This window comes from Spirochaetae bacterium HGW-Spirochaetae-1 (genome assembly GCA_002839375.1).
In the GTDB taxonomy this organism is placed as follows: Bacteria; Spirochaetota; UBA4802; order UBA4802; family UBA5550; genus PGXY01.
In genome coordinates, this window is sequence record PGXY01000003.1 from 548,177 (window position 1) to 571,381 (window position 23,205).

Below are 23,205 nucleotides of genomic sequence, written 5' to 3' on the forward strand. Positions count from 1 at the left end.
TCCGACACCAGTCCTTACATAGTTTCGCTTTCATCGATCTTTTTCACAGAAACGGTCTTCGAGTCCTTTGTCCGGTCAAAAACATTGGCAATATAACTCTGGTAATCCTTCAGGAGGTCTATCTGTATGGGCCGCTTCAGGTTCTGCATCTGCCTGTCCTTCAGAACACGCACCCTGGGATTCATGGGATAGAGCTTGCTCATTTCCTCGATTATGGCGACCTCACCCGTATTGAGCCGCACCAGGTCCCCTCTGTTCATGAAAAAATTTCCCTTGTTGACGATAAAACCCAGGCCGCGTATGAAGTCGCGGAAATCGGCGGGAAGAAACTGGTGAAACTTTTTATAGGGTGCATAGACCATGTTGAGCATGAGCCTGAGAGCTTCACGGCTCGAATAATTGGGGTTTGGGGGCCTGCGAAGCACCAGGGCTGTATAGACATCGCACAGGGCCACGAGCCGTATTCCCCGGGGCAGCTGGGTCTGTATGTGGTCCATATCGAAACCATAGGGATATCCCGATCCGTCGGTTTTTTCGTGGTGCAGGAGGACTATCCTTTTTTCGAATTCCTGCATGGCGGGATTTTTCTCTATGAACTTGTATCCCACATGGGGATGTCCCCGTATGACGTCAAATTCCTCCCTGGAGAGCTTTTCCACCTTATTAATGATTTCCTTGGAAATGGAAGACATGCCGATGTCGTGAAACAGGGCTCCCAGGCCCATGCCCTCGCGCAGCGTCCTGTTCAGGTCAAGCCGGGCGCCGAGAATAGCCGACAGAATGGAAACATTGGTGGAATGATGATAGTGGTATTCGTCCAGGTTGCGAAAACTGCTCAGGGATTCGTAGACGCCATCCTTGTTTTCATCAACGGTTTTCAGGATTTTTTCCACCATCTGCCGCGAAGAGCTGATCTTCTCCTTGGAAATGGTGGCCCCGGGGGAATAGTTGTAAATTTCCCGTATATGCTCCAGCAGATCCCTGGTGTGATCGACAATCTCACTTTTCAGTTCAGCACCGATCATGTCATTGGCGACATTAAGCCCTGAATCGGTCATTGCCGGAGCTCCGGCTTTCGACGCCGTGGGATCATAATATAGAAATTCTATCTCCGCCGAGAGGAGGTGGCGGATATGGGCTTCCTCAATGGGCGTGTGGGCTTCCAGGACACTATTACCGAATTCATCAAAAAGATCATAACCGAAACTGGAACCTGCCCTCAGCAATGAAACCTGGACCTGAACATTTTTTGTTTTATCATCAATTTTTTTAATCTTATCCGACATGCCCATGACCTGTACTTTGCATTCCCTGCTCCAGATTTTAATCCCTTTGCAGATTAATCAAATCAATTTTTGGGAAGCCTGTAAAAAGCGGTTTTTCATTGAAAGATATGACAAACAACCACTTTCCTATCATTATATGATAATCCGGTTCTTTTATCAATGAAAATATGGGCCCGGTAATAATATCTTGACAGTCCCGTCCCTAAACTCATCACTTATTGCAAAGAAGCATATCATTCACAGGGGGATATCAGGCCATGTCGTATCATCTTCTCAACATAGCCACGGGAGAATCCTTTACCTGCCGGGACGAGACATGGCATTCCTGTCTCGATCTGGCTGAAAAGGAGGGCTGGAAACCCGACGGTACACTCTTTGACTACGAGTTTATCCTCGATGAGAGCACCGATGAGAATGATGACATCATGTATACTCTCTACATGGGCCTTGTGGTACATCACCGTTTTCTTGAATGGGACGGCAACTTTACTGACAGGGCCAACCAGATCGTCTCCCATGATGACGCCCATTACCTTGCCCTGCACATCAGGGGGCTTCTTGACAACGGGGAACTCGTTGAATTCATCGCAAAAGGCTCCTTCCGTATCTGCGAAATTTAAAATCACCGGCCGCGGGCTTTCAGCTTTTTCATTGACAGAATGAATATGTCTGCCATGATACAGGACAGCATAGACAGCCTTCCAGGGAGTATTATGATATTGAATCGGAAACTATCGGCATTGATTATATCGGCCGTAATAATTCTCTTCACAACGACGCGGTGCGGCAAAAAATCCGATATATATCATGTGGCCATCGGCACCGGCGGCGTTACAGGCGTCTACTATCCCGCAGGCGGCGCCATAGCCCGCATGGTTAACAAAAAAACCGACCGCTATAAAATCCGGGTCACGGTGGAATCAACCAGCGGGTCCGTGTACAACATCAATGCCGTACTCAGCGGCGATATCAATTTCGGCATAGCCCAGTCGGACCGCCTCTTCCAGGCCTGCAGGGGTTTTGCCGAATGGGAAAAGGCGGGACCGCAGAGGAATATCCGCTCAGTCTTTGGCCTGCACCATGAATCCATAACCATGGTGGCATCGGAAAAGAGCGGTATAAAGAAATTTTATGACATCAGGGGAAAAATCATCAACCTGGGCAATCCCGGATCAGGACAACTCCAGAATGCCCGTGACGCCATGGAGGCCTTCGGCATAAATGAGTCCGAAATCCGGGCTGAATATATCAAGGCCGTGGAAGCAGCGGGCCTGCTCCAGGACGAGCGTATCGACGCCTTCTTCTACACCGTGGGACATCCCAACGGAAGCCTCAAGGAGGCCGCCGCGGGAAGAGTCAAAGTGAGGATAGTTGATCTGTCCGGGAAGCCTCTCAATGCACTCTTTAAAAAATATCCCTTTTACACCGCATCGGTCATACCGGCGGAGATGTATCCCGGCATTCTGAACACAGAAGACATTGCAACTTTCGGGGTCAGAGCCCTCCTCATCTGTTCCGCCGGAACCAGAACCGACGCGGTCTATGCCCTGGTGAAGGAGGTATTCGACAACTTCGACGAATTCAAAAAGCTCCACCCCGCCTACGCCGTTCTCACCCGGGAGGATATGCTGAAGGGAATGACGGCCCCCTTCCATGAAGGGGCCATGAAATACTACCGCGAAACGGGACTGGACAGATATATAAACTAATTGTTCTGCTTTACAAAATACGGACCAGAGCCCCCGGCGTATGTATCAGCTCCTTGAAAAAAAGAACTGTCGCCGCCCCCGGAGGGGGCTTTAAACTTATGAATACATTACATTAGAAAATATTTGTATGGCATATTCCATAAAATTAAATAAATGAAATACTTTTAATTTCATGATAGAAATAAGACAAATGGTTCATAACCCCTCCAGGGGTGGCGACGTCTGGTATATTTAGTCAATACGTAGATTCGCCGGGGAACGAACAACAGGATAAATAATGTTCTCACGAAAAACACAAACAGCAGAAGATATATTAAAAGAAGAAACCGGCGAATTACGCTCATTAAACCGTTTCGAAAAGACCCTGACTGCCGCCGTGGCCCTGGCATGGGCCCTATTTCAGCTATCCCTTGCAAGCTGGCTCATCCTCGACAGCATCAAGGTGAGGGCCATTCATCTGGTCTTCGCCATGGTGCTGCTCTACCTGAGCTTCCCCCTCTTCAGGAGGAATAAAAAGCTTTCATTTATTTCAACAACGAGAGGGATAGCGCTGCTGGATTATATCCTGGCTGGCCTGTCAATCGCGGCGGTCCTCTACATAGTCCTGGACTGGGAGGGACTCGTAACCCGCATGGGGGCCCTGAGTACCCGTGATATTATCTTCGGCTCCCTGCTCATCCTGCTTCTCCTTGAAGCATCGCGACGATGCATCGGACCCGCCCTGCCGGTTATCGTGATCATTTTCAGCCTCTACGCCTTTTTCGCCGACGCCATGCCCGATTTCATTTCTTCTAGACCGGTGTCACTTAAAAAATACATCAACCAGACGGCCCTCTCATCGGAGGGGATATACGGTATTCCCCTGGGAGTCTCGGCAAGCATCGTGTATCTTTTTGTACTGCTGGGAGCTATGATGGACCGGGCCGGCGCAGGGTCATTTTTTACAACACTTGCTCTGTCCCTCCTGGGCCGATTCAAAGGAGGGCCCGCCAAGGCAGCAGTGGTATCCAGCGGACTCACGGGCATGATATCGGGCTCCAGCATCGCCAATATCGTCACCACGGGAACCTTCACCATTCCCCTGATGAAAAAAGTGGGATATCCGGCAAAAAAAGCCGCCGCCATCGAGGTTGCGGCCAGCATCGACGGCCAGCTCATGCCGCCCATCATGGGAGCCGCGGCCTTCATCATCGCCGAGTATGTTAATGTCCCCTACGTTGAAGTGGTCAGGGCTGCACTCATTCCGGCCCTTGTCTCTTATGCTGCACTCTTCTTTATCACCCATCTCGAAGCCTCGAAGCTGGGCATGAAGGGACTGCCGCGCCATGAGATCCCCTCTTTCAGAAAAACATTGAAAGAAGGATTCCATTACCTTATCCCCATTTCCTGGCTCATCTATGAGCTCATCGTACTGCGTCACTCACCGGAACTGGCGGCTTTCCGCGCCATACTTCTGCTCTGTGTCGTAATACTCTTCCAGGAGATATACCAGGCGCGCCGGGGAAATAGATCCTTCCATTCAGCCCTCAAGAAGGCCCTCGCCTCCATCGGCGGCGGTCTCATCAGCGGTTCGAAAAACATGGTCGTCGTAGCCCTGGCTACGGCCGCGGCCGGCATCATCGTAGGCATCGTTAGCCTGGGACTGGGGAGCATGATCACACATATAGTGGAGGCCATATCATCAGGCAATGTGTTCATCCTGCTTTTTATAACCGCCATAGCCAGTCTTATCCTGGGCATGGGCCTTCCCACCACGGCCACCTACATCGTCATGGCTTCCCTGACAGCGCCCATCATCGTCACCCTGGGTTCCCTCTATGGACTGACAATCCCCCTGCTTGCCAGTCATCTCTTCTGCTTTTATTTCGGCATCCTGGCCGATGACACACCGCCCGTTGGGCTGGCTGCCTTTGCTGCCGCGGCCATCGCCAGGACCGACCCGATAGCCACGGGGCTCCAGGGATTTCTCTACGACATCCGCACGGCCGTAATCCCCTTTTTCTTTATATTCAATCCCGATATTATTTTGCACGGCATAACGGACTGGCGCCAGGGGCTCCTTGTTTTTGTCATGACCTTGCTGGCTGCTTTCGCCTTTGCCGCGGTCGTACAGGGATGGTTCGTCACAAAAAATAAATGGCCTGAAATTCCGTTTCTTCTACTGGCGTCACTCATCCTGTTTCATCCCGGGATACTGCAGTCATGGCTTGGAATGGATTCATGGCACCGGTACTGGCTGTACCTCCCGGGCCTGGCTATACTGGCGCTTATTTTTACAGAACAAAAACTCCGGGCAGGAGAAAAAACATGAAAATCGAATTCACTCTGGACAAAGAGGATTTCCTCACCTACCAGCTCTTCACAGCTTCAAACTCAAAGACCGTTAAAATGCGGCGAATGCGAAGCTGGCTCATCATCCCCGTTCTCTATATCATCACCGGCATCCTTCTCTATTACGTGGATAACATTACATTACTCTACGCCTTTATCACCATAGCCCTGCTGTGGCTTGTCTTTTACCCCCTTTATTCCCGGGGCCTCTACCGGCGTCATTACGCGAAGCATATCGATGAACATTACAAAAACAGGCTGGGGCGAAGCGGCGTACTTAGTCTCGACAACGATGCGCTCTCCATAACCGATGAGGGAAGTGAAGGCCGGATAAAATACACAGAGATCGATGCGGTTACGGAAATCCCCGATTACTTCTTCGTGGGACTGAAAAGCGGTATGGCACTGATACTGCCGAAGGCTAAAATCGGGGAACCCGCTCTGTCACAGATAATTGAGACTATAATTCAAAAATCAGGCGCACCGAGAAATGAATTGCCTGATTGGAAATGGAAATAATCCGCAGCAACAAGGCCGTAAACTCAGTTCCATATCCTTTTTAATGCTCTTATATAAATCTGACTTCCCGTTATCGCTCATGACATTCTGCAGGCCGAACAATCAGTCGGCTTCATAAACGCTCAGGACTGATATTCATCACCTTCCACGAGTAGGATGTATAATGGGGAAACATGACTTTGATCTGCTCTATCAGACCAATTTCCGCATCAAGCGGCAGCGCCCGGGAAACGCCAATTGTGACCTCGATGCCCGATTTCCCGGCACGATTTTTTATCATGGCCCGGACCATCTTTTTTTTATCCGGAGATTCAAGGGCGTTCCAGCAGGGGTGTGCCAATGCGTCAACCTCCGTACAGAGCTTCCCATGGCTATCCCGCAAAAGTAAAATCCTCCGTTTGAGGAAAAGAATACACCCCGCGGCCGTATCAGGCCTGAGTTCCCGGCCCAAATCATAGGCCGGCACTTCCGGGCTGCGGCTCAGCCCCCGGACATGGTAGTCCAGGTGGACTTTCAGAGCACCGGGATCGAAACCGGTCACCATGATATCCGTACCTGGACTGAGTTCATCCGTTCCAAGTAAAACTTCGATGACCCGGTAGCGGGTGTCAGCATAGACATAGGGCTCTATGCCACGGGCCGGCAGGAATGTTCGTGATATCTTCCCGTCCGGTTCCTCCCGGGCCACAACTATCAACGACGACATCTCAATCATTTGCTGCAGATCAATTTTCCCAAAATGAACCTGTCCCATTAACACCCCCCGGGGAAAACCGGTATAGACGCCATATAGAAAGACGCAAGGCCTTTCAGTGGAACCTACACCTCCATGCCCTATTCTGACTGAGCATATAGCCCGCTACCGATGCTGTCAAACAGTATAGGGAAAACGATATATGGATTCATACCGGGTTTCAAGCGATGCCGAAATATTATTTTTTTCCTTGCATAAAAATCCATAATTGCTATTTACTTGCAATATAATGCTCTGGATGGCCGTTTTTCAATGAAAAATAAAATAATTACAACTCTGATATTGCTCATCATAATTGCCTTTTCGGGCTGCAAGACCGTATCCCTCGACGATCCCGGAAACAGGAACCTGACCTATGCCGTCCTGTCCGGCGATGTAGAAATGGCCCGCCAGTCGCTCATAGAAGGCGCCGATACCAGGGCACGGGGAAGCGACGGGAAAACCTTTCTTCATCTTGCCGCCATCGGCGGTAAAACAGACATGACGGAATTCCTCATAAAGATAGGCTGCGACCTGAACGCTCGCGATATTAATATGAACACGCCCCTGCACTATGCCATCATCAACAACCGCTTCGACGCGGCCAAAGTCCTCATCAGCCGGGGGGCCGATGTGAACGCCAGGAACAGTAAAGGAAAGACCCCCCTGCACCTGGCCGTGGTATCCCTGCCCAACATCTCTGAGGACACGCCCTCGGCCATGCCCAACGAAGGGGAAATCACCTCCACCTTCGGCGTACGACAGTCACCCTTCAGAACGGAATATGAATTCCACAGCGGGCTCGATATCGCCACCCTGGAAGGAAAACCCATCAAGGCCACGGCCAACGGCATCGTCGTCAAATCCTGCTGGATGGGCGGATACGGCAACACGGTCATCCTCAGGCACAAGTTCGGTTTTGACACCATGTATGGGCACTGCCGGGAACTGCGCGTGACCCGGGGCGCCAAGGTGAAAAAGGGAGATATTATCGCCACGGTAGGAATGACAGGAAACACCACGGGGAGCCACTGCCACTATGAAATCCGCTTCAATGATATTCCCGTCAACCCCTACCCGTACCTTCACAACGTGAAAATGAAAACGGGCAGCGTATCGGACATATACAGCATGACACGGATGCTGCTGGAGAAAAATGCCATTGTAAACAGCCGGGACGATGAAGGTGTCACGCCCCTCCACGACGTGGTGACCCGGGACCTGGAAACGGCGCGGCTCCTGATCCTCATAGGGGCCGATGTCAATGCCAGGGACAAAAAAGGCAGAACGCCGCTCCATCATGCGGCGTCGGGAAATTACAAGATTGCTGCCTTCCTTCTGGAGAAGGGGGCCGATCCCATGGCTAAAACAACGGCGGAATATTCAGTCATCAACGGCCAGCTCTTTCTTGAGGGGTCAACACCCATGGATGTGGCCGCACGTTTCGGCGCCGGCGATATCATCGCCCTTCTTGCGAAATCCCGCGTGAAAAAATAATGACCGGCCCTACAGCTGTTCCCATTCACCGTCGCCGGGAGGCGGCACCTCGCCGTAGTTATCCATGCTTGCTGCAATCTCCCGTATATAATTAATCGCAATGGAATAGTTTTCATCACCGATGGATATCTGCACATATTTATCCCTCTTGTTATAAAAGATATTATTGCGTATACGGGTGATATCCATGACCTTTCCTTCCCGCGGCTCCATGTGCAGGATATTGTCCATGCCGGATCATATCCTCTTTCCACGGTATTTTTTAATGGTTTAAAGAGAAACCCTTACGTCCATTATAGACTCTTGCCCGGCGGCAGTCAAGGGAGGGAAGATATTTTCTTAAACAAACCGACTTGACAGAGAGAGACCTCTTTTTACAGTACGCAGAATTATAGTTATTATTGCGGGCCCCGTTTCGCCATATCATGCACCGCAGAAAATTGTTTCTTGACAGGATGCTAAAAACATACAGTAAATAAAAATCATTGTACTGAATGTTATCAGAATTACAAGGTCCGGGGAATGGAAATCAGCACCTTCACAAAACTGAAAGAAAAAGAAAAAAACGCCCGCCGCAATATTATAATCGACGCGGCTGAAAAAGAGTTTGCTTCCAAGCCCTTTAACCGGGTAAACATGCGTGATATTGCCAAAAAAGCAGGAATATCACCGGCATCCATTTACCGCTACTTTCCCGATCAGCAGTCCCTCTTTGTTGAGGCCTTTGTGCGGGGGACAAAGGATATCTTCACCAGGCTCCACGAAATTGTCGACGGGTCCGACGACGGCGCCTTTGAAAAGGTCACGGAAGAATTCATCGATTATTTCACCAGGAATGACCAGTATTTCCGCATGATGATGCATTTTTTCCTCGACGGTTCCGTTGATACGGATGTATTCGATAAACTGACAGGACTGGAGAGAAAGCTTCTTCTGGATTTTGATGCAATTTTCGAAAAAATAAGGGCAAAGGGGAATATCCGCTTCAATTCCCACACTCTCTTTTCCACACTCGTAGGCATAGTGGCCACCTTCAGAAACCATCCCGGCAAAAACGAGGACGATATTCTAAAACATCGCCAGCGGATCGGCCGAAACATCACCAGACTTTTTCTCAATAATTCGGAAAAATAAACCGTCCGGTCATTTTTTTATTACAACTGCTTGACATTTAAAGCATTGTCGTGTAAGCAAGCGACAGGGATATTATGTCTCATCTCTTGACAAAAAATAGGATAAGATAAGACGATAAAATCTTCCTACACAAATTAAAATGTAAAATAATTTTATAAATTAACCGAAAAATTAAACAGGAAGAAAGAGAGCCGGATATTGCCATATACACACAGAATGCTTCAACTCGCTTGTCTTCGGTGATACATAAAAACATATATTTTCGGTTGTGACAGAACATGAATGGAAAAATAAAAGAATTTAACCGTCTATCCGACATAGAAAACACGAAACTGCTTATTGATATCACCAACTGTATCGAAAACGCTAAAAGCATAAAGGATTTCATCACCGATGCAAGAGCGGTTCTGCAGAATGCCGGCCTTCCCATTTTCAGCCTCTCCCTCACCATTGAAGAGCGGGGAACCCAATACCTCATGGTGAACGCCGATCTGGGCCGCCTGAGTACACCGGGCATGGCCCATAATGATGAACTCTCGGAACTTAATATAGTAAAAAAAATGCCCCTGGCGGAACTGAAAAAAAAACATAAGAATATCATCAATCCCCTCATGGGCGGCATCATCGTTAAAACGAAGAACATTCCGTGCAATGACGATATACTGCAGACCAGGAGCATCGATAAGAAAGACTTCTTCGAATACTTTCTCTCCATGAGCACTATCCTGCAGAGGCTCTACAGCAACCAGAATCTGGACCAGCTCATCGAACAGGATAACACCGACGAACTCATCATCTTCCCCGTTAAATCGGACAACCAGTTCGTGGGAACCCTTGATCTTCTGGTGCCCAGTTCGCGGCAGACCATGCTCCAGGACGAGATCCGTCTCATGACGCTCATCGCGCGGATCATCGGCAGCAGCTACCGCAATTTCCTGAACATTTACCGGGCCTCGACATCGGAATCAAAATTCAGGGCCATATTCGAATCCACACCGCTTCCCATTTATGTGGTGAACAGGAACTTACAGATAATCGAGGCCAACAGCCGCTTCAAGGCCTGGTATCCCGGCTTCAATGAAGGAGAAAACACCGTCTGCCGCGATATTATGCCCGATGAGTGCAAGTCCGACTTCTGTGAAACCTGTTCAGTCAAGGAAACCTTCGAGACCGGCAAGGCTATCGCCCGTGAAGTAAAAATCACCAGGGACAACGAGATATTCTATTACAAGCTGAAAACTTCTCCCATCATGTCTGATAACGGTGAAATAACCGCCGTCATGCAGACCATCGAGGACATCACAGAAAAGGCCATTGAAGACAAGCAGATAAAAAAACAGAACAAAAAACTCGAGCTGGAAGTTTCCCAGAAAATCGATATACTCAAGGAAAAAGAAAAAAATCTGCGGACGCTTGTCAACACCGTCCACGGCATTGAAGCCGAAAAAAACGGGGAAGAAAGCCTGGAAAAAATTATCCAGGGCTACATGGAACTGGGGGCCCGGGCCGCGGCCTTTGTCATAAATGACGGCGATATGATGAAGGTGGCCCGCATCTTTCCCGAAAGCAAAAAAATGAACCTCGACGATATTTTCCAGGGCGTCATGGAAGGATCGTGTTTCAGCCTGAAAAAAAATCCTGAAAATCCCTTCTGCGTATCCGTAGATATGGTCAATCCCATCTTCTTCATCGGCCAGGACGGCGTTTCCGATTTCTTCACTTCCTGCTTCCCCGATAAACAGAAAAAAAGCATCACCCGCGCTGCCGCTCTCTGCGACGGCCTGTCCATAATTATTTTCCCCCTGGAAGCCAAGGAAGGGGCTGAGGGCGCCATAGCCGTTCTCGCCGAACTGGACATCCTGGAAAATAATTTCGAATACTTTCAGCTCCTGTCCAATGCTGCAGCAGTAGAAATCAGCCACCGGAAGGGTGCCGCTTCTCTCGTGGAATCGGAGGAAAAATACCGGGCCATAATCGAATCCACACCGGACATGATAACCTTTTGCGACCATCACGGCAATATCCGTTTATGCAATAAATCATTCTATGAGAAAACCGGTTCCAGCGACGATGATCTGAGCAACCTGAACATCTATGACTTCTTCTCCAAAAAAGACGGTCCTACCGTGAAGAAAGCCGTTGATGCGGCCTATGAGGAGGGGACGGATTCCCGGTCCATGGAGATGGAGGTTACCGGCCTCAACGAAACCGTCATATGGACCGAAATAAGCATCAGCCGTCCGTCACCGGCATCAAAGGACATCCAGATAGTTCTGAAGGATATCAGTGACAAAAAAATACTGGAATCGAAAATTCGAACCATGTCCTCCATCCACGAACAGATAATACAGACCGATATGATCGGCATAGTCACCACGGACCTCAAGGGTTCCATAACAAAATGGAACACGGGAGCCACAAAAATACTGGGTTATGCGGAAAAAGAGGTGTTACACCGTAATATCCGCGATCTCATCGTTCCCGGCACAGGCGACCTGCTCAAGGGATTCGGGAAAATCAGGCCCGACCAGCCCGACCAGAAAAGCAGCGAGATAATGCTGAGAACAAAAAGCGGCGAGCCCGTCATGGTCATGTACGTAGAATCGGTCATGAAGGATGAGAAGGGAAATCCCGTTATTGTCGTGGCCTTCTTCTTTGATATATCGGAAAAGGTGAATCTGGAGGCCAAGTCGAATGAACTGATACATCAGCTGAACCAGGCGCAGCAGGTCACCATTCTCGCCCTGGCCAGACTGACGGAATACCGCGACTGGGAAACCGGTTCGCACCTGGAACGTATCATGAAATATACGGAACTGCTGGCCCACGAGCTGTCCTCCTACAATAATTTCAAGAACTACATCTCCGATGAATACATTATAGATCTGGTGAGCAGCTGTCCCCTTCACGATATCGGGAAGGTGGGAATACCGGACCAGATACTGCACAAGCCCGGCAAACTCACCGTCGATGAATTCGAAATAATGAAAAACCATACCATTATCGGCGGCGACACAATACACGAAGCGGAACAGAAAATCAAGAACAGGTCCTACCTGAACCTGGGCAAGGAAGTGGCCTACTACCACCATGAGAAGTGGGACGGCACCGGGTATCCCAAGGGTCTCAAACACGATGAAATACCCCTGTCTGCCCGCATCGTTGCCATCGCCGACGTCTATGACGCCCTGACGAGCAAGCGGCCTTACAAAGACGCCTTCAACCACGACACGGCCGCACAGATAATAAAGAAAAGCGCCGCTACGCACTTTGACGAAACCGTTGTACAGGCTTTTATCAACTGTGAAAACGATTTTATACAGTACAACAATATCGCCCGGGAATCTAAAAATACCGAAGCAAATTTCTCCCAGGAGATTGATATCAATAATTCCATCAATTGATGCTCCCGCAGACTATACCGGTATACCCTCCCGATTCACCATTAGTTTTAATAGTCAAATAGCGACTGTTTATTCACTAATTCCTTGACAAAAAATCTCCCCTGAATAGATTTATTAATTTTTTGAAAATGTATGATTCAGCGTTACTACCATGTCAACATAGGGACTAAGCACAGGACAGGCTCAATTCGACATCCCCCACTCCCTCCCCATGTTGCGACAAAATGGCGCATACAACATACTTAAAACTCAAAAAAGGGGAACCAACATGAAAACCCGCATACTTGCTGTCACCCTCATTCTTTCAATTCCCGGTACTGCCATGTCCATGCCCATGTCCCTGGTTAAGGCAATTAACAGCGCGGTGCTGCAGCAGACTGAAACGGATAAAGCTGCCGACAAGGATAAAAAAGAAGCGGAGAAAACCGGGACCACGTCCAATGAAACTTCCAAAAACGGATCGGTCGCTTCAAACGATGAAGCACACCGGGACCTGGCGCGCTATTCCGTGCTCATCGGCGTACCCCTTCTCACCTTCGGCTTCGCGTTCAAGGCCTGGGACTGGGGCAGCAGCGACCACTGGATCTGGCGCAGCGAGGGATTTTTCGGCCAGAACACCCAGTACGGTGGCTTTGACAAAATGGGGCATCTCTGGTCCCATTACACCATAACGCGGGCCAGCTATAATGTTTTCAACTATACGGAGCAGGGCCGCCCCATTAAATGGCTCTACACAATCCTGATTCCCGCATCGGTAGGCCTGGCCATCGAGGTGGGCGATGCCTATGCTACGAGCGCCGGATTCGCCTGGGAGGACCTGGTGGCCGACTCCACGGGTATCTTCATCGGCTGCATGATGGAACGCTTCCCTGTCCTGGATGCCTTTTTCAACCTGAGCGTGGAATACTCACCAACGGATTACGTGACAGAACACCCCGAGGACAGCTTCCTCTTCGCCCTGGATTATTCGGGCTGGAAATTCCTCACGAGCTTCAAGCTGGCCGGCTTTGAGTATCTGGGCTTCGATATTCCCGAATTCATGAAGTACTTCATGATTGACTTCGGCTATTTTACCCGGGGCTATACCAAGTTCGACAGGGAAATGAATCCTGCTGTTAAACCAAAACGCTTTGTCTACGTGGGTGTTTCCATAAATATGCCCGAGGTCCTCAAGGCTGTCTTCAACGACAATAAAAGCTTCGCCAGCCGGGCAAGCCGACAGGCTCTAAGCTATTATCATATTCCCTTCGGGCTTAACGGCAACCACAAACTGGCAGAATAACATCATTATTCATACCATATTTGAGGCTCTGTCCCCCTCTGTCCCCCCGGGAAAAACCGGAATATGGGGGTCTTTTCCCCGGGGACAGAGCCCTGATGCCGATAGTAACATTCTCTAAAAACCGATCCGCAGATATCAATTCCTTACTCTATTTATTCCTTGACAGGGAAAACTTGTTCTATATATGTCTACTTTGAGTGAGCATTCACTCATTAATTATTGGGATAACAATAAATTCGCACCACCATAACCATTTGACGTTCCAGGAGGATGATGATGAAAATTGCCTTTCTCACCGGCGGCGGAGATTCAGCCGGCATCAATGCAGCCCTGGCCCAGGCCATACTCTCCGGCACCCGGAAACATGGCGCGACCTTTATAGGCATAAAAAAAGCCTTCGAAGGTCTGACCGCCGACAACATGGAGGATTACTGCCTTGAGCTCGGTGAAGGCCTGGCAAAAAAAATATTCAACACGCCCAGCACCATCCTGGGATCATCACGATTCGCCCCCTTCTCGGAAAAAAACAAATCGTGGGCGCCGGAGAAAATCCGGGCCAACTGCCGCAGGCTGGGCATTGATGCCATAATAGCCACGGGCGGGAATGACACGATAAAAACAGCTCTGGGCGTGCATAATTTGGGAATCCCCGTCATCGCCGTCCCCAAAAGTATAGATAACGACATCAGCTGTACTGACTGGATGCTGGGGGCCAACACGGCCGTGGAATTCGCCACAAAGGCCTTCACCAGTGCGGCGGTTTCAGCCGAAACTCATGCCCGTCTCTCGATTAACGAGGTAATGGGCCGCGAGGCCGGCTGGCTTGCCTTCCTCACCGGCGTGGGAACCTGCGCCGACCTGATCCTGGTGCCGGAGAAAAATTTCAGTCTCGGCGCCCTGGTGGAACGGGTTGCACGGATCAAGAAAGAAAAGGGTTTCGTCAACATAATCGTATCAGAGGGCATCCGCCTTAACAGGGAAGATCCCCTGGTCTGCAGGGCCCTGGCTCCTGACGCGAAAGACCAGGTTCTGAAAGCCATGCTCTCCGAGGAGCCCGATTACGATCCTCACGGCAACATGAGCCTGGGCGGTGCCGGCATTATCATACAGCGCCTGCTCTCCCTGGGACTGGGCTGCAGGCTCAGCAATATCCGTCAGTCCAATATCGGCTTCGCTCTGCGCGGCCTGGCACCCAACGCTTTTGATATCAACCTGGGACAGCGCTTCGGGAGAAAAGCCATGGATCTTTTGTCACAGGGACAATCGGGACTCATGACGGCGATACACAGCAGGAACATAATTGCCGTGCCCATTGCCGATGCCCTTCCCCAGAATAACCTGAACGGCGTCGACGAAGATGAGCTGAGAGATTTCGGCGTGTTTTTTTAATAACTCCCATCGTCTTAAAAGACGGGTTCTGTGCCTGTTTCATGGAAGGGCCGGAGCCCGTCAATTTTTCAACGCCATCCTTTCCCTTTCCAGGTCCCGGTAGAGAAGCCGGGATCCTTTTTTAATAACTCCCGTCATTAAAATACGACATTCCAGGTCCATATACAGAAGAGCGACAACGGACAGGGAAGAATGCACAAGAAAATAACGGTAGCAGGTGCCCGTGAGCGTATTGAGAAGACGGGGGACGCGGTCATCGACATGCCACCGGTAGCGGATGATCTGGTAATAAACCTCTCCTAAAAGGTGCAGCGAGGTGCCCATACCCAAAATGGACCTTAATACACCTCGCAGGTTCACATGCCCGGCGCGAAGATCATTCATGAGCTGTTTATCCAGTATCCACAGCATGCCCCGGGCCAGCTCACGGCTCTTGTCTGAGAGAGAGTGGTCCTTCTGCATGACGGAGAGATGATTACGGTGATAATCCAGACTGGCGTCCAGTATCCATATCCACCGCCGCTTCGCATAACGATGATACACATATAAAACAGGAAGGGAAATGATAAGCGCTGATATTTGAATTATTCCGATAATCGTCATAAAGACAATGATTGTGAAGCGGTTAATTTTTTCAATTAGTATTTAAGTGGAATCGTTCAACTAATCCCGCTGTGGCGATATTTTATTTAAGGTATCCCGGATTTATTCTTTTTCCGGAAAAAACTTCATCGCCGCCGAGTTCATGCAGAATCGATTACCCGTGGGGGCCGGGCCGTCATTAAAGACATGGCCCAGGTGCCCTCCGCACACGGCGCAGAGGACCTCATTGCGCACCATGCCGTGAGAGCGGTCTTCCCGAAGGGTCACATTGCCGTTATTGACTGCCTGTGTGAAGCTGGGCCAGCCCGTGCCGGAATGAAACTTGTCATCGGACCGGAACAGGTCGTTGCCGCAGGCCGCGCACCGGTATATTCCCTTTTTGTTCATCGCATCATACTCACCGGTAAAGGCGCATTCCGTACCACCGCGCCGCAAAACATCAAACTGCTCCTGGGGAAGAAGGGTCTTCCATTCCGCGTCGGATTTCTCTATTTTCTTCACGGCCTTCATAGACCCCGTTTCCATATCATACACCGTTACGGTTTCATCCGTGGCATCCATGTGCCTGGTCTCCTTTTTCATATCGCACCTCGTCAGGCCAATGGCCAGCAGTATCAGCAGCATTAATGCAGCTTTTCTCATCATATATCTCACATCCTTTCTTCAGGATATAGAAACCCTTTGCTCTGAGCAAACAGGTGTGTGATATGATGTAATCACTTCGCGAATGTTACACCAGGTATTTTACAGGATTATACATTGACTTTTCCAAGTGCGCATGCTATTCTTCAACAAACTATATACCATTATTGGAGGCTTACATGAAAAATACGGGGATACAATTGGCAGGATATATGACGACCATTATCATCGTTGTTTTAGTCAGCCTGTTTGCCGCAGCGGCTGATACAGGCAGCGAAATCTTCAATAAAAAATGCGGGCTGTGCCATGATCTTCCTGATCCCAATGCCTATTCAAAAACGGACTGGGTGAAAAATGTCACCAGGATGGCTGACCGGGCCCTTCTAACGGCTGAAGAAAAAACGGCTATCATGGCCCTGAACAGCGGGAAATAGCCGTCTGTTTTATTCATCACCGCAACAGAATTATCCCTTGACGGAAATTTCTGTATATTTATCATCGTCCTGTATATTTAAACTTTATTTCTCATACATACCCCATGAAACAGGGAATGCACATACTCTTCTATTCCGACGAACTGGCCTCATTCCAGTACAGCGCGACCCATCCCTTCAAACCGGGCAGGGCCCGTCAGCTCATGGATCTCCTGAATCGCTATGCCCTCATGTATGAGCCTAACCAGAAAATTCTGATGCCCGAACCCCTCGATGAAAAACTGCTCCTCCTTTTTCATGAACGGCGTTATATTGACCTGCTTAAAAAATGCAACAGCGGTGAATTCAACCTGGAGATGCTCGAAGCCGGCATAGGCAATCCCGACAATCCCGTCATGCCGGGAATGCTGGATTTCGCCCTGAAGGCCTCGGGAGGCACATGGCAGGGGGCCATGATGCTTCTCAACGGCGAGGCCCGCTTCGTGTTCAATCCCCTGGGAGGCTTCCACCATGCCGGCCGCAACTATGCCGAGGGTTTCTGCTACATCAATGATATCGCCATTGCCATCCAGGAATGCGTCAACCGGGGAAAAAAGGTCGCCTATATAGACATCGATGCCCATCACGGCAACGGGGTCCAGGATGCTTTTTATTCATCGGACAAAGTGCTGACTATTTCGCTCCATGAATCGGGAAAAACCCTCTATCCCTGGAGCGGTTTCGAGGATGAGACGGGGATAAAAGATGGCGAGGGTTACAATGTTAACATTCCCTTTATGGAAAACAGCGACGACGAGGTGTACCTTTATGCCTTTCGCGAACTGGTACCGCCCCTTCTCGAGCGGTTCAATGCAGACCTGATCTTCGTGGAGGTGGGAGGTGACGCACACCGCGAGGACCCCCTGGCGCACCTCAACCTTACAAGCAATGCCTACAAGGAAATCATACAGACTATAAACGGCCTCTCGGACCGCATTATTGCTACGGGCGGCGGCGGCTATAACGTCTTTAAAACAGCATCTCTGTGGGCCCTGGCCTGGTCCCTTTTCTGCGACATCGAGCCCGAGGACAACTTCGCCGGAAGCGTTGGCGGCATGATGTTCGGCCCCGAAGCACATTCGGGTTCCCTCAATGATGCACCCTTCACGATCACAGGCAGCACAAAGGAACAGTGCATGGACCATGCCCGTAAGGTAACCGCTTTCCTGAAAGAGAATATCCCCCTGCTCAAATCCTGAACATATCGAGCGAACAGACAATCAGCTCCTCGTGGAATCCCGGCCATCCCGCCAGATGATGCCGTTCTATGACATCATGCCTTTTCAGCTCATCATGAAATGCCCGGTCGCCGGCAAGTCCGGCATCGCCGAGAAAAAGCAGCCTTGTTCCTCCCGCGTCCCGGTAGGCCTTCAGCGCACCCAGGGCCATGGGATCATCCAGGAGCGGCCACGAAAGCAGCAGGGAATGGTCCGGGTACAGGGCGGCGCTTCGCTCGTCACCCTCATCGATATGATACCATGCGTCGTTATACCACCGGTTTGCCGCGTCCAGTTCCCAGGGGCTCGCTTCCTGGGGAGGAAACCGGTCGATGGCCGTAACACCGACATCCATCTGGGACAGGCAATAGGCCCAGTACCCGCTGCCGGCACCGATTTCCACAATGGGTGCATACCGGGCCATGCATGCCAGTATATCGTAGCAGGGAATGGAAAATGCAAAATCCGTCACCAGTTCCTCCCGGTTCTCCAGAAGCCTGCGAACCAGGTCTTCACCGTTCTCACGCGCTTTTCCGATGATGGCCAGAACGCGATGAAGATAGGGATTCTTTATCTTCATGTCCATTTCATGGGGAATATAGTTCAGTATTGAAAATTTACTTGTATCCACTACCCATCCTCGCCATCCGGGGCATCGGGGTTCATTATGGCTTCAATCACTTGCTCCAGCCTATCATAGTGACTCCCCTTCCAGTACAATTTTCCGCACTGCCCGCACCGGTAATACTCACGGCACCACTCCAGGACACCGGGGGGAACATGGCGCTCAAGAACATCACGGTTTTCTTCATAATCGAACACGGCCATGGGGCCATTGCACTCCAGGCACCGGCTGAAGGGCCTGCACAGGTCCCGGATATCCAGACGGTCCAGCACCTCCCTCACCTGTTTTTCCGAATCCGTGTTCCGTACATAGAGCCCCCGGTCCACTATCTTACGCATGAGGAGCTGACGGTCCCTGGTGAGGAGAAGCCGCGAATCACGGTCCGAGATGAAGGCCAGTTCATCATCATCGCGCCCCGCCTCGTAATCCACATCGAATCCCAGGAGACGCAATCGACGCGCCAGTTTCCTCAGGTGAACATCCAGCACAAAACGAACCTGCCGCAGAGGATGGGGCCGCAGCCGTGTCGCGCTCCGTATATTGAGACGCTCAAACACGGGATACACGCTTATTCTATCGCCGTCCTCAACAATGCGGTCGAAGTCAACCGACTCACCGTTCACCAGGATCAGGTCCACCTCCACATGGGGTATCCCGAAGGACTCAATGAGGTCCTTTATTGAACGCCTCCCGGTGAAAGTGAAAGGTATGTCTATTTTTCTCTGGGAACGATCAAGGAAATCATTGAGTTCCTCATAAAAACGGATGGTCACGCCATACATTACAGCTCTTCCCTTGTGATGCCGGTCAACAGGGCATCCACTATTTCTTCCGCCTCTTTCTCCAGAATGTTAACGGCCCGGTCAAGTCCCTTCCTGTCCAGGGACACGATGACAAAGGACCACCGCGACTTCATGTGCTCGTCCTGATAGCCGCTTTCACAGAGGGCGATGTGGGACATCCTGCCGAAGCGCCTCCTGAGTCCCGACATACGGCTTCGTTTTTCCTTCAGGGAACGACAGCCTTCGAGACGAAAATCCATGTGTATAAGCCCGATAAACATACACAAAAGAAAGCATCCCCTGCCGCTTCATGCAAGAATATTTTCACCTCCATTACGGATTTCCCCGGCGATCCTCAAATCGTTCCATGGGACTTTCCCCCATGAAGTCTTTAGCAGATTTACTATACATGGGAGGGCATCAGCCCCATTGCTATTATCCGTTCTCGAATATATATTAGAATCAGTTTGAGCCAGACATAGTTCATCTCCTTTCCGTCACGCATTAAGGATGATCGGGGATGCCGGAGCAGGGGAAAAAAAGGCCAGGTTCAAAAAAAAAGTGAAAAGCCTTTGACATTATGATATGACTGTCATACATAGTTAACTGGCACTTTTCACATAATCGCCATATTGGAGGACTGTCATGTTCAGACGCAGAATTGCCGGCGTAAAAATCTATCACCCTGCCAAGATCAGCGGTATAAGTAATATTGAATTCGGCAAAAATATCATCATCGACAGCTTCACCTATATCTATGCCAATAAAAGGCTGGTTATAGGCAATAATGTGCATATCGCCAGTTTTGTCTTTATCAGCGGGGGGGATGTTATTGAAATCGGTGATTTCGTCGGGCTTTTCCAGGGAAGCAAAATCTACGCCAGTACCGATGATTTCAAGGACTGGGGATTCGGCAATCCCACAATCGATGAGAAATACCGGAATCCCTACCGTGCCCCGGTTTCAATCGGACGATTTGTATCCGTGGGGGCCAACAGCGTAATCCTGCCGGGAGTGACTATTGGAGAAGGTGCCGCCATCGGGGCTGGCTCCACCATCACAAAAAACCTTGAGCCGTGGGGCATCTATCTCAACAACAAAAAAATAGGTGAACGAAACCGGGAAGGGGTGCTGGCCAATTATGAACGCTATCTCGGCGAATCGGGTAAAAAGTAATTCCACCGTCAATCCCGCTGCCGAGGACTGTTTTTTATACTTGAAAATATTCCTGTTTGCATTACAATAGCAAAATCGGGGCATGTCCCTGATCAGCTATATCCCGTATGACGGTACCATGAAGAAAACCGACAAGAAAAATCCCTGCAGGAACAACGCCTGCTCGAACATTGAAAAGCTCAATGCGAAGCTGCAGGCCATCCGCAATCTCAACCTGCTTATTTTCCGTGAGAAAAAAAACAAATGGGAGGCCATAGATATCTGTAGGTCCCTGGCGGACGGCGAGGCCTACCTGAGCTGCTGGATGGCGTCAACCGACGGCAGTGGTCTGACCAAGGAATTCGCCCATACCGGCAATTCCCAGTTCCTGCCGGATATGGAGGAACGCAGGGCCGACTCAACGCTGAGCGATTTCATTAAAAAGGCCGTAAAACGGCCCGATATCATGATAAACGAGGCGCCGCTGCCCAAGGCAAAAAATCACGAGGATGAAAGTGACAAACCGGGAACAATGACAACACGGATAGAATATAACAATCATGTCTATGGCGTTCTCTCCGTAAGCATCAACCGCGGTGAAGAGATGCAGCCGGAACAGCAGCTCCTTTTCACTGAAGTGGCTAATGATATCGCCCTCGAATATTACAACATCGAGATGGAAGCCAATCAGAACGAGACGCTGGAAAGGCTCCACCAGTCGGAAAAATTTTACCGGACGATCTTTGAAACGACGGGAAACGCCACTATTCTCATCGACGAGGATACAACCATAAACTACGCCAACATCGAGTTTGAGAAGCTGTCTGCCTACGGCAGGGAGGAAATAGAGGGAAAAATGAGCTGGCAGGATTTTATCGCCAAGGAAGACCTGGAAATGATGCGGGAATATCACCGGATCAGGAGAATCGATTCCGACGCAGCGCCGCGCAATTACGAGTTTCATTTCATCGACCGCTACAACAACATTAAGGATATTTACGGTACATTCGACATCATTCCCGATACGAAAAAGAGCATCGCATCCTTCATGGACATCACGGAGCAGAAAATGCTGGAGAGTGATATCATTCGTATAAGCGAACAGGAGCGCCAGAAGATAGGCAATGATCTTCATGACGGCCTGGGTCCCCACCTTGTGGGAGTAAAATTCATGATGAACCTGCTGGAAAAAAAACTGAAGGAAAAACACCTCATCGATGAAGCGAAGGACGTGGAGGAAATAAATGCGCTCATAACCCAGGGGATAAACCATACGCGGCGCCTGGTCAAGGGATTGTGCCCGGTGGATATAGATACTGACGGCCTCATCGTGGCACTGGAGGACCTTACTTCAAACATTGAAAAAGTATTCAGTATCAAATGCACCTTTGAGCACGACGACTCGCTTCACATAACGGAAAATATCACCACGACACACCTCTACCTCATCGCCCAGGAGGCCGTGAACAACGCCATCAAGCACAGCAGGGCCGACAAAATTGACGTGGCCATCTTCGAAAAGGACGGGTTTATAACCCTGCAGATCCGGGACAACGGCATCGGCATCGAAAAGCTTCTTGACAGGAAAAAGGGAATGGGGATAAATATTATGAAGTATCGTGCCCGCGTAATCAATGCAGCACTCGATATTCGCCCCAATATGGACAGAGGGACGAGTGTATCCTGTCTGATGAAAAAACACGAGATAAACGCTCCACGGCATTAAGAGAGATCCGCCCATGCATGAAAAACAATTTTCAAATTCAAAAATCGCGAAAATAGTCCTGGTCGAGGACCACCCCATTTTCAGAAAGGGGCTGGCACAGCTCATCAATAATGAAAAGGACATGACCGTCTGCGGCGAATCCGAGGACTCCGTCGAGGCCCTCCGCATAGTAAAGGAACTGGAGCCCGATCTCGTTATCGTCGATATCACGCTAAAGGACAGGAACGGCATCGAGCTTATAAAGGATATAAAGATCCGCTTCCCGGAAATGAAAATTATCGTTATATCAATGCATGATGAAAAAATTTATGCCGAGAGGGCGCTCCGGGCCGGGGCCAAGGGCTATATAATGAAACAGGAAGCCCCGGAAACAATCCTCAAGGCCATCCACCATGTCCTGAACAACAATGTCTACGTGAGTAACGATATAGCCACGAGGATATTCAATCTTTTCTTCGACGGCCGCGCCAAAGAGGACAATAATCCCGTCAACCAGCTCACCGACCGGGAGCTGGAGATATTTCAACTCATCGGACAGGGCTTCGGAACGCGGCAGATAGCCAGCAAGCTTCATATCAGTGTAAAAACCGTGGAGAATCACCGGGCACACATAAAGGAGAAACTGAATCTGAAAAGCGCTATTGAACTGGTACAGCAGGCAACGCTATGGCTCCAGAGAAATCAGACAACTTAACATC

The 23,205-nt window shown here is 49.9% G+C and carries 22 protein-coding genes; 14 read left to right on the top strand and 8 right to left on the bottom strand.

The features are described from left to right. Nucleotides 1-14 precede the first annotated feature (14 nt). Nucleotides 15-1,292: a hypothetical protein gene (locus CVV44_07065; GenBank protein ID PKL39973.1), complete on the bottom strand. Its 1,278-nt coding sequence runs from the start codon at nucleotides 1,290-1,292 to the stop codon at nucleotides 15-17. Nucleotides 1,293-1,543: 251 nt separating this feature from the next. Here CVV44_07065 and CVV44_07070 point away from each other — a divergent pair, with 251 nt between their 5' ends. From CVV44_07070 to CVV44_07085, 4 genes are all read left to right on the top strand, one after another. Beyond that, nucleotides 1,544-1,906 (top strand): hypothetical protein, encoded by a 363-nt coding sequence (locus CVV44_07070; protein PKL39974.1) that lies wholly within the window; start codon nucleotides 1,544-1,546, stop codon nucleotides 1,904-1,906. A gap of 93 nt (nucleotides 1,907-1,999) precedes the next feature. Then, nucleotides 2,000-2,995: a C4-dicarboxylate ABC transporter substrate-binding protein gene (locus CVV44_07075; protein ID PKL39975.1), complete on the top strand. Its 996-nt coding sequence runs from the start codon at nucleotides 2,000-2,002 to the stop codon at nucleotides 2,993-2,995. A 277-nt stretch (nucleotides 2,996-3,272) separates the two neighbouring features. Further along, the gene (locus CVV44_07080) at nucleotides 3,273-5,306 is read left to right on the top strand and encodes a C4-dicarboxylate ABC transporter (protein PKL39976.1); all 2,034 of its coding nucleotides are present in this window, start codon (nucleotides 3,273-3,275) and stop codon (nucleotides 5,304-5,306) included. Beyond that, the gene (locus CVV44_07085; GenBank protein PKL39977.1) at nucleotides 5,198-5,845 is read left to right on the top strand and encodes a hypothetical protein; all 648 of its coding nucleotides are present in this window, start codon (nucleotides 5,198-5,200) and stop codon (nucleotides 5,843-5,845) included. Before CVV44_07080 ends, CVV44_07085 begins: the two co-directional genes overlap by 109 nt. Nucleotides 5,846-5,957: 112 nt before the next feature. Here the strand turns inward: CVV44_07085 and CVV44_07090 are convergent, their stop codons facing one another. After that, entirely contained in the window at nucleotides 5,958-6,599 is a 642-nt protein-coding gene (locus tag CVV44_07090; protein ID PKL39978.1) for a hypothetical protein, read from the bottom strand. A gap of 252 nt (nucleotides 6,600-6,851) precedes the next feature. Here CVV44_07090 and CVV44_07095 point away from each other — a divergent pair, with 252 nt between their 5' ends. Continuing rightward, entirely contained in the window at nucleotides 6,852-8,075 is a 1,224-nt protein-coding gene (locus tag CVV44_07095) for a hypothetical protein (GenBank protein ID PKL39979.1), read from the top strand. Between the two features lie 9 nt (nucleotides 8,076-8,084). Here the strand turns inward: CVV44_07095 and CVV44_07100 are convergent, their stop codons facing one another. Then, nucleotides 8,085-8,306: a hypothetical protein gene (locus CVV44_07100; protein ID PKL39980.1), complete on the bottom strand. Its 222-nt coding sequence runs from the start codon at nucleotides 8,304-8,306 to the stop codon at nucleotides 8,085-8,087. Between the two features lie 291 nt (nucleotides 8,307-8,597). Here CVV44_07100 and CVV44_07105 point away from each other — a divergent pair, with 291 nt between their 5' ends. From CVV44_07105 to CVV44_07120, 4 genes are all read left to right on the top strand, one after another. Continuing rightward, the gene (locus tag CVV44_07105; GenBank protein PKL39981.1) at nucleotides 8,598-9,209 is read left to right on the top strand and encodes a TetR/AcrR family transcriptional regulator; all 612 of its coding nucleotides are present in this window, start codon (nucleotides 8,598-8,600) and stop codon (nucleotides 9,207-9,209) included. Between the two features lie 278 nt (nucleotides 9,210-9,487). Further along, nucleotides 9,488-12,613, top strand: coding sequence for a hypothetical protein (locus CVV44_07110; protein PKL39982.1), 3,126 nt, complete (start codon nucleotides 9,488-9,490; stop codon nucleotides 12,611-12,613). Between the two features lie 211 nt (nucleotides 12,614-12,824). After that, a complete protein-coding gene (locus CVV44_07115) occupies nucleotides 12,825-13,895 on the top strand; it encodes a hypothetical protein (GenBank protein ID PKL39983.1) in 1,071 nt (356 codons plus the stop codon). Nucleotides 13,896-14,165: 270 nt separating this feature from the next. Continuing rightward, on the top strand, nucleotides 14,166-15,284 hold the full coding sequence (locus CVV44_07120; GenBank protein PKL39984.1) for a hypothetical protein: 1,119 nt from the start codon (nucleotides 14,166-14,168) through the stop codon (nucleotides 15,282-15,284). A 60-nt stretch (nucleotides 15,285-15,344) separates the two neighbouring features. On the opposite strand, the gene CVV44_07125 is transcribed toward CVV44_07120, so the two are convergent. Together CVV44_07125 and msrB are read right to left on the bottom strand one after the other, a co-directional pair. After that, nucleotides 15,345-15,887, bottom strand: a complete 543-nt coding sequence (locus CVV44_07125; GenBank protein PKL39985.1) for a hypothetical protein — start codon at nucleotides 15,885-15,887, stop codon at nucleotides 15,345-15,347. Nucleotides 15,888-15,989: 102 nt separating this feature from the next. After that, on the bottom strand, nucleotides 15,990-16,529 hold the full coding sequence (gene msrB / locus CVV44_07130; GenBank protein PKL40140.1) for a peptide-methionine (R)-S-oxide reductase: 540 nt from the start codon (nucleotides 16,527-16,529) through the stop codon (nucleotides 15,990-15,992). A gap of 212 nt (nucleotides 16,530-16,741) precedes the next feature. On the opposite strand from msrB, the gene CVV44_07135 reads away from it, so the two are divergent. Beyond that, a complete protein-coding gene (locus tag CVV44_07135; GenBank protein PKL39986.1) occupies nucleotides 16,742-16,963 on the top strand; it encodes a hypothetical protein in 222 nt (73 codons plus the stop codon). 104 nt (nucleotides 16,964-17,067) lie between these two features. Further along, nucleotides 17,068-18,201: an acetoin utilization protein AcuC gene (locus tag CVV44_07140; protein ID PKL39987.1), complete on the top strand. Its 1,134-nt coding sequence runs from the start codon at nucleotides 17,068-17,070 to the stop codon at nucleotides 18,199-18,201. On the opposite strand, the gene CVV44_07145 is transcribed toward CVV44_07140, so the two are convergent. Genes CVV44_07145 through CVV44_07155 form a run of 3 tightly spaced genes read right to left on the bottom strand, consistent with a single transcriptional unit; the run spans nucleotide 18,191 to nucleotide 19,907 of the window. Then, nucleotides 18,191-18,850 (bottom strand): hypothetical protein, encoded by a 660-nt coding sequence (locus CVV44_07145; protein ID PKL39988.1) that lies wholly within the window; start codon nucleotides 18,848-18,850, stop codon nucleotides 18,191-18,193. The two genes, CVV44_07140 and CVV44_07145, sit on opposite strands and share 11 nt — an antisense overlap. Beyond that, on the bottom strand, nucleotides 18,850-19,626 hold the full coding sequence (locus tag CVV44_07150) for a twitching motility protein PilT (GenBank protein PKL39989.1): 777 nt from the start codon (nucleotides 19,624-19,626) through the stop codon (nucleotides 18,850-18,852). The genes CVV44_07145 and CVV44_07150 overlap by 1 nt, the downstream gene beginning before the upstream one ends. After that, nucleotides 19,626-19,907, bottom strand: coding sequence for a DUF503 domain-containing protein (locus CVV44_07155; protein PKL39990.1), 282 nt, complete (start codon nucleotides 19,905-19,907; stop codon nucleotides 19,626-19,628). Before CVV44_07155 ends, CVV44_07150 begins: the two co-directional genes overlap by 1 nt. Before the next feature lie 364 nt (nucleotides 19,908-20,271). Here CVV44_07155 and CVV44_07160 point away from each other — a divergent pair, with 364 nt between their 5' ends. From CVV44_07160 to CVV44_07170, 3 genes are all read left to right on the top strand, one after another. Further along, nucleotides 20,272-20,802 carry an acyltransferase gene (locus CVV44_07160; protein ID PKL39991.1) on the top strand — a complete coding sequence of 177 codons (531 nt, stop codon included), beginning with the start codon at nucleotides 20,272-20,274 and terminating at the stop codon, nucleotides 20,800-20,802. A gap of 82 nt (nucleotides 20,803-20,884) precedes the next feature. Continuing rightward, nucleotides 20,885-22,507: a hypothetical protein gene (locus CVV44_07165; GenBank protein PKL39992.1), complete on the top strand. Its 1,623-nt coding sequence runs from the start codon at nucleotides 20,885-20,887 to the stop codon at nucleotides 22,505-22,507. A 43-nt stretch (nucleotides 22,508-22,550) separates the two neighbouring features. Next, nucleotides 22,551-23,201 carry a DNA-binding response regulator gene (locus CVV44_07170; protein ID PKL40141.1) on the top strand — a complete coding sequence of 217 codons (651 nt, stop codon included), beginning with the start codon at nucleotides 22,551-22,553 and terminating at the stop codon, nucleotides 23,199-23,201. Nucleotides 23,202-23,205: the final 4 nt, after the last annotated feature.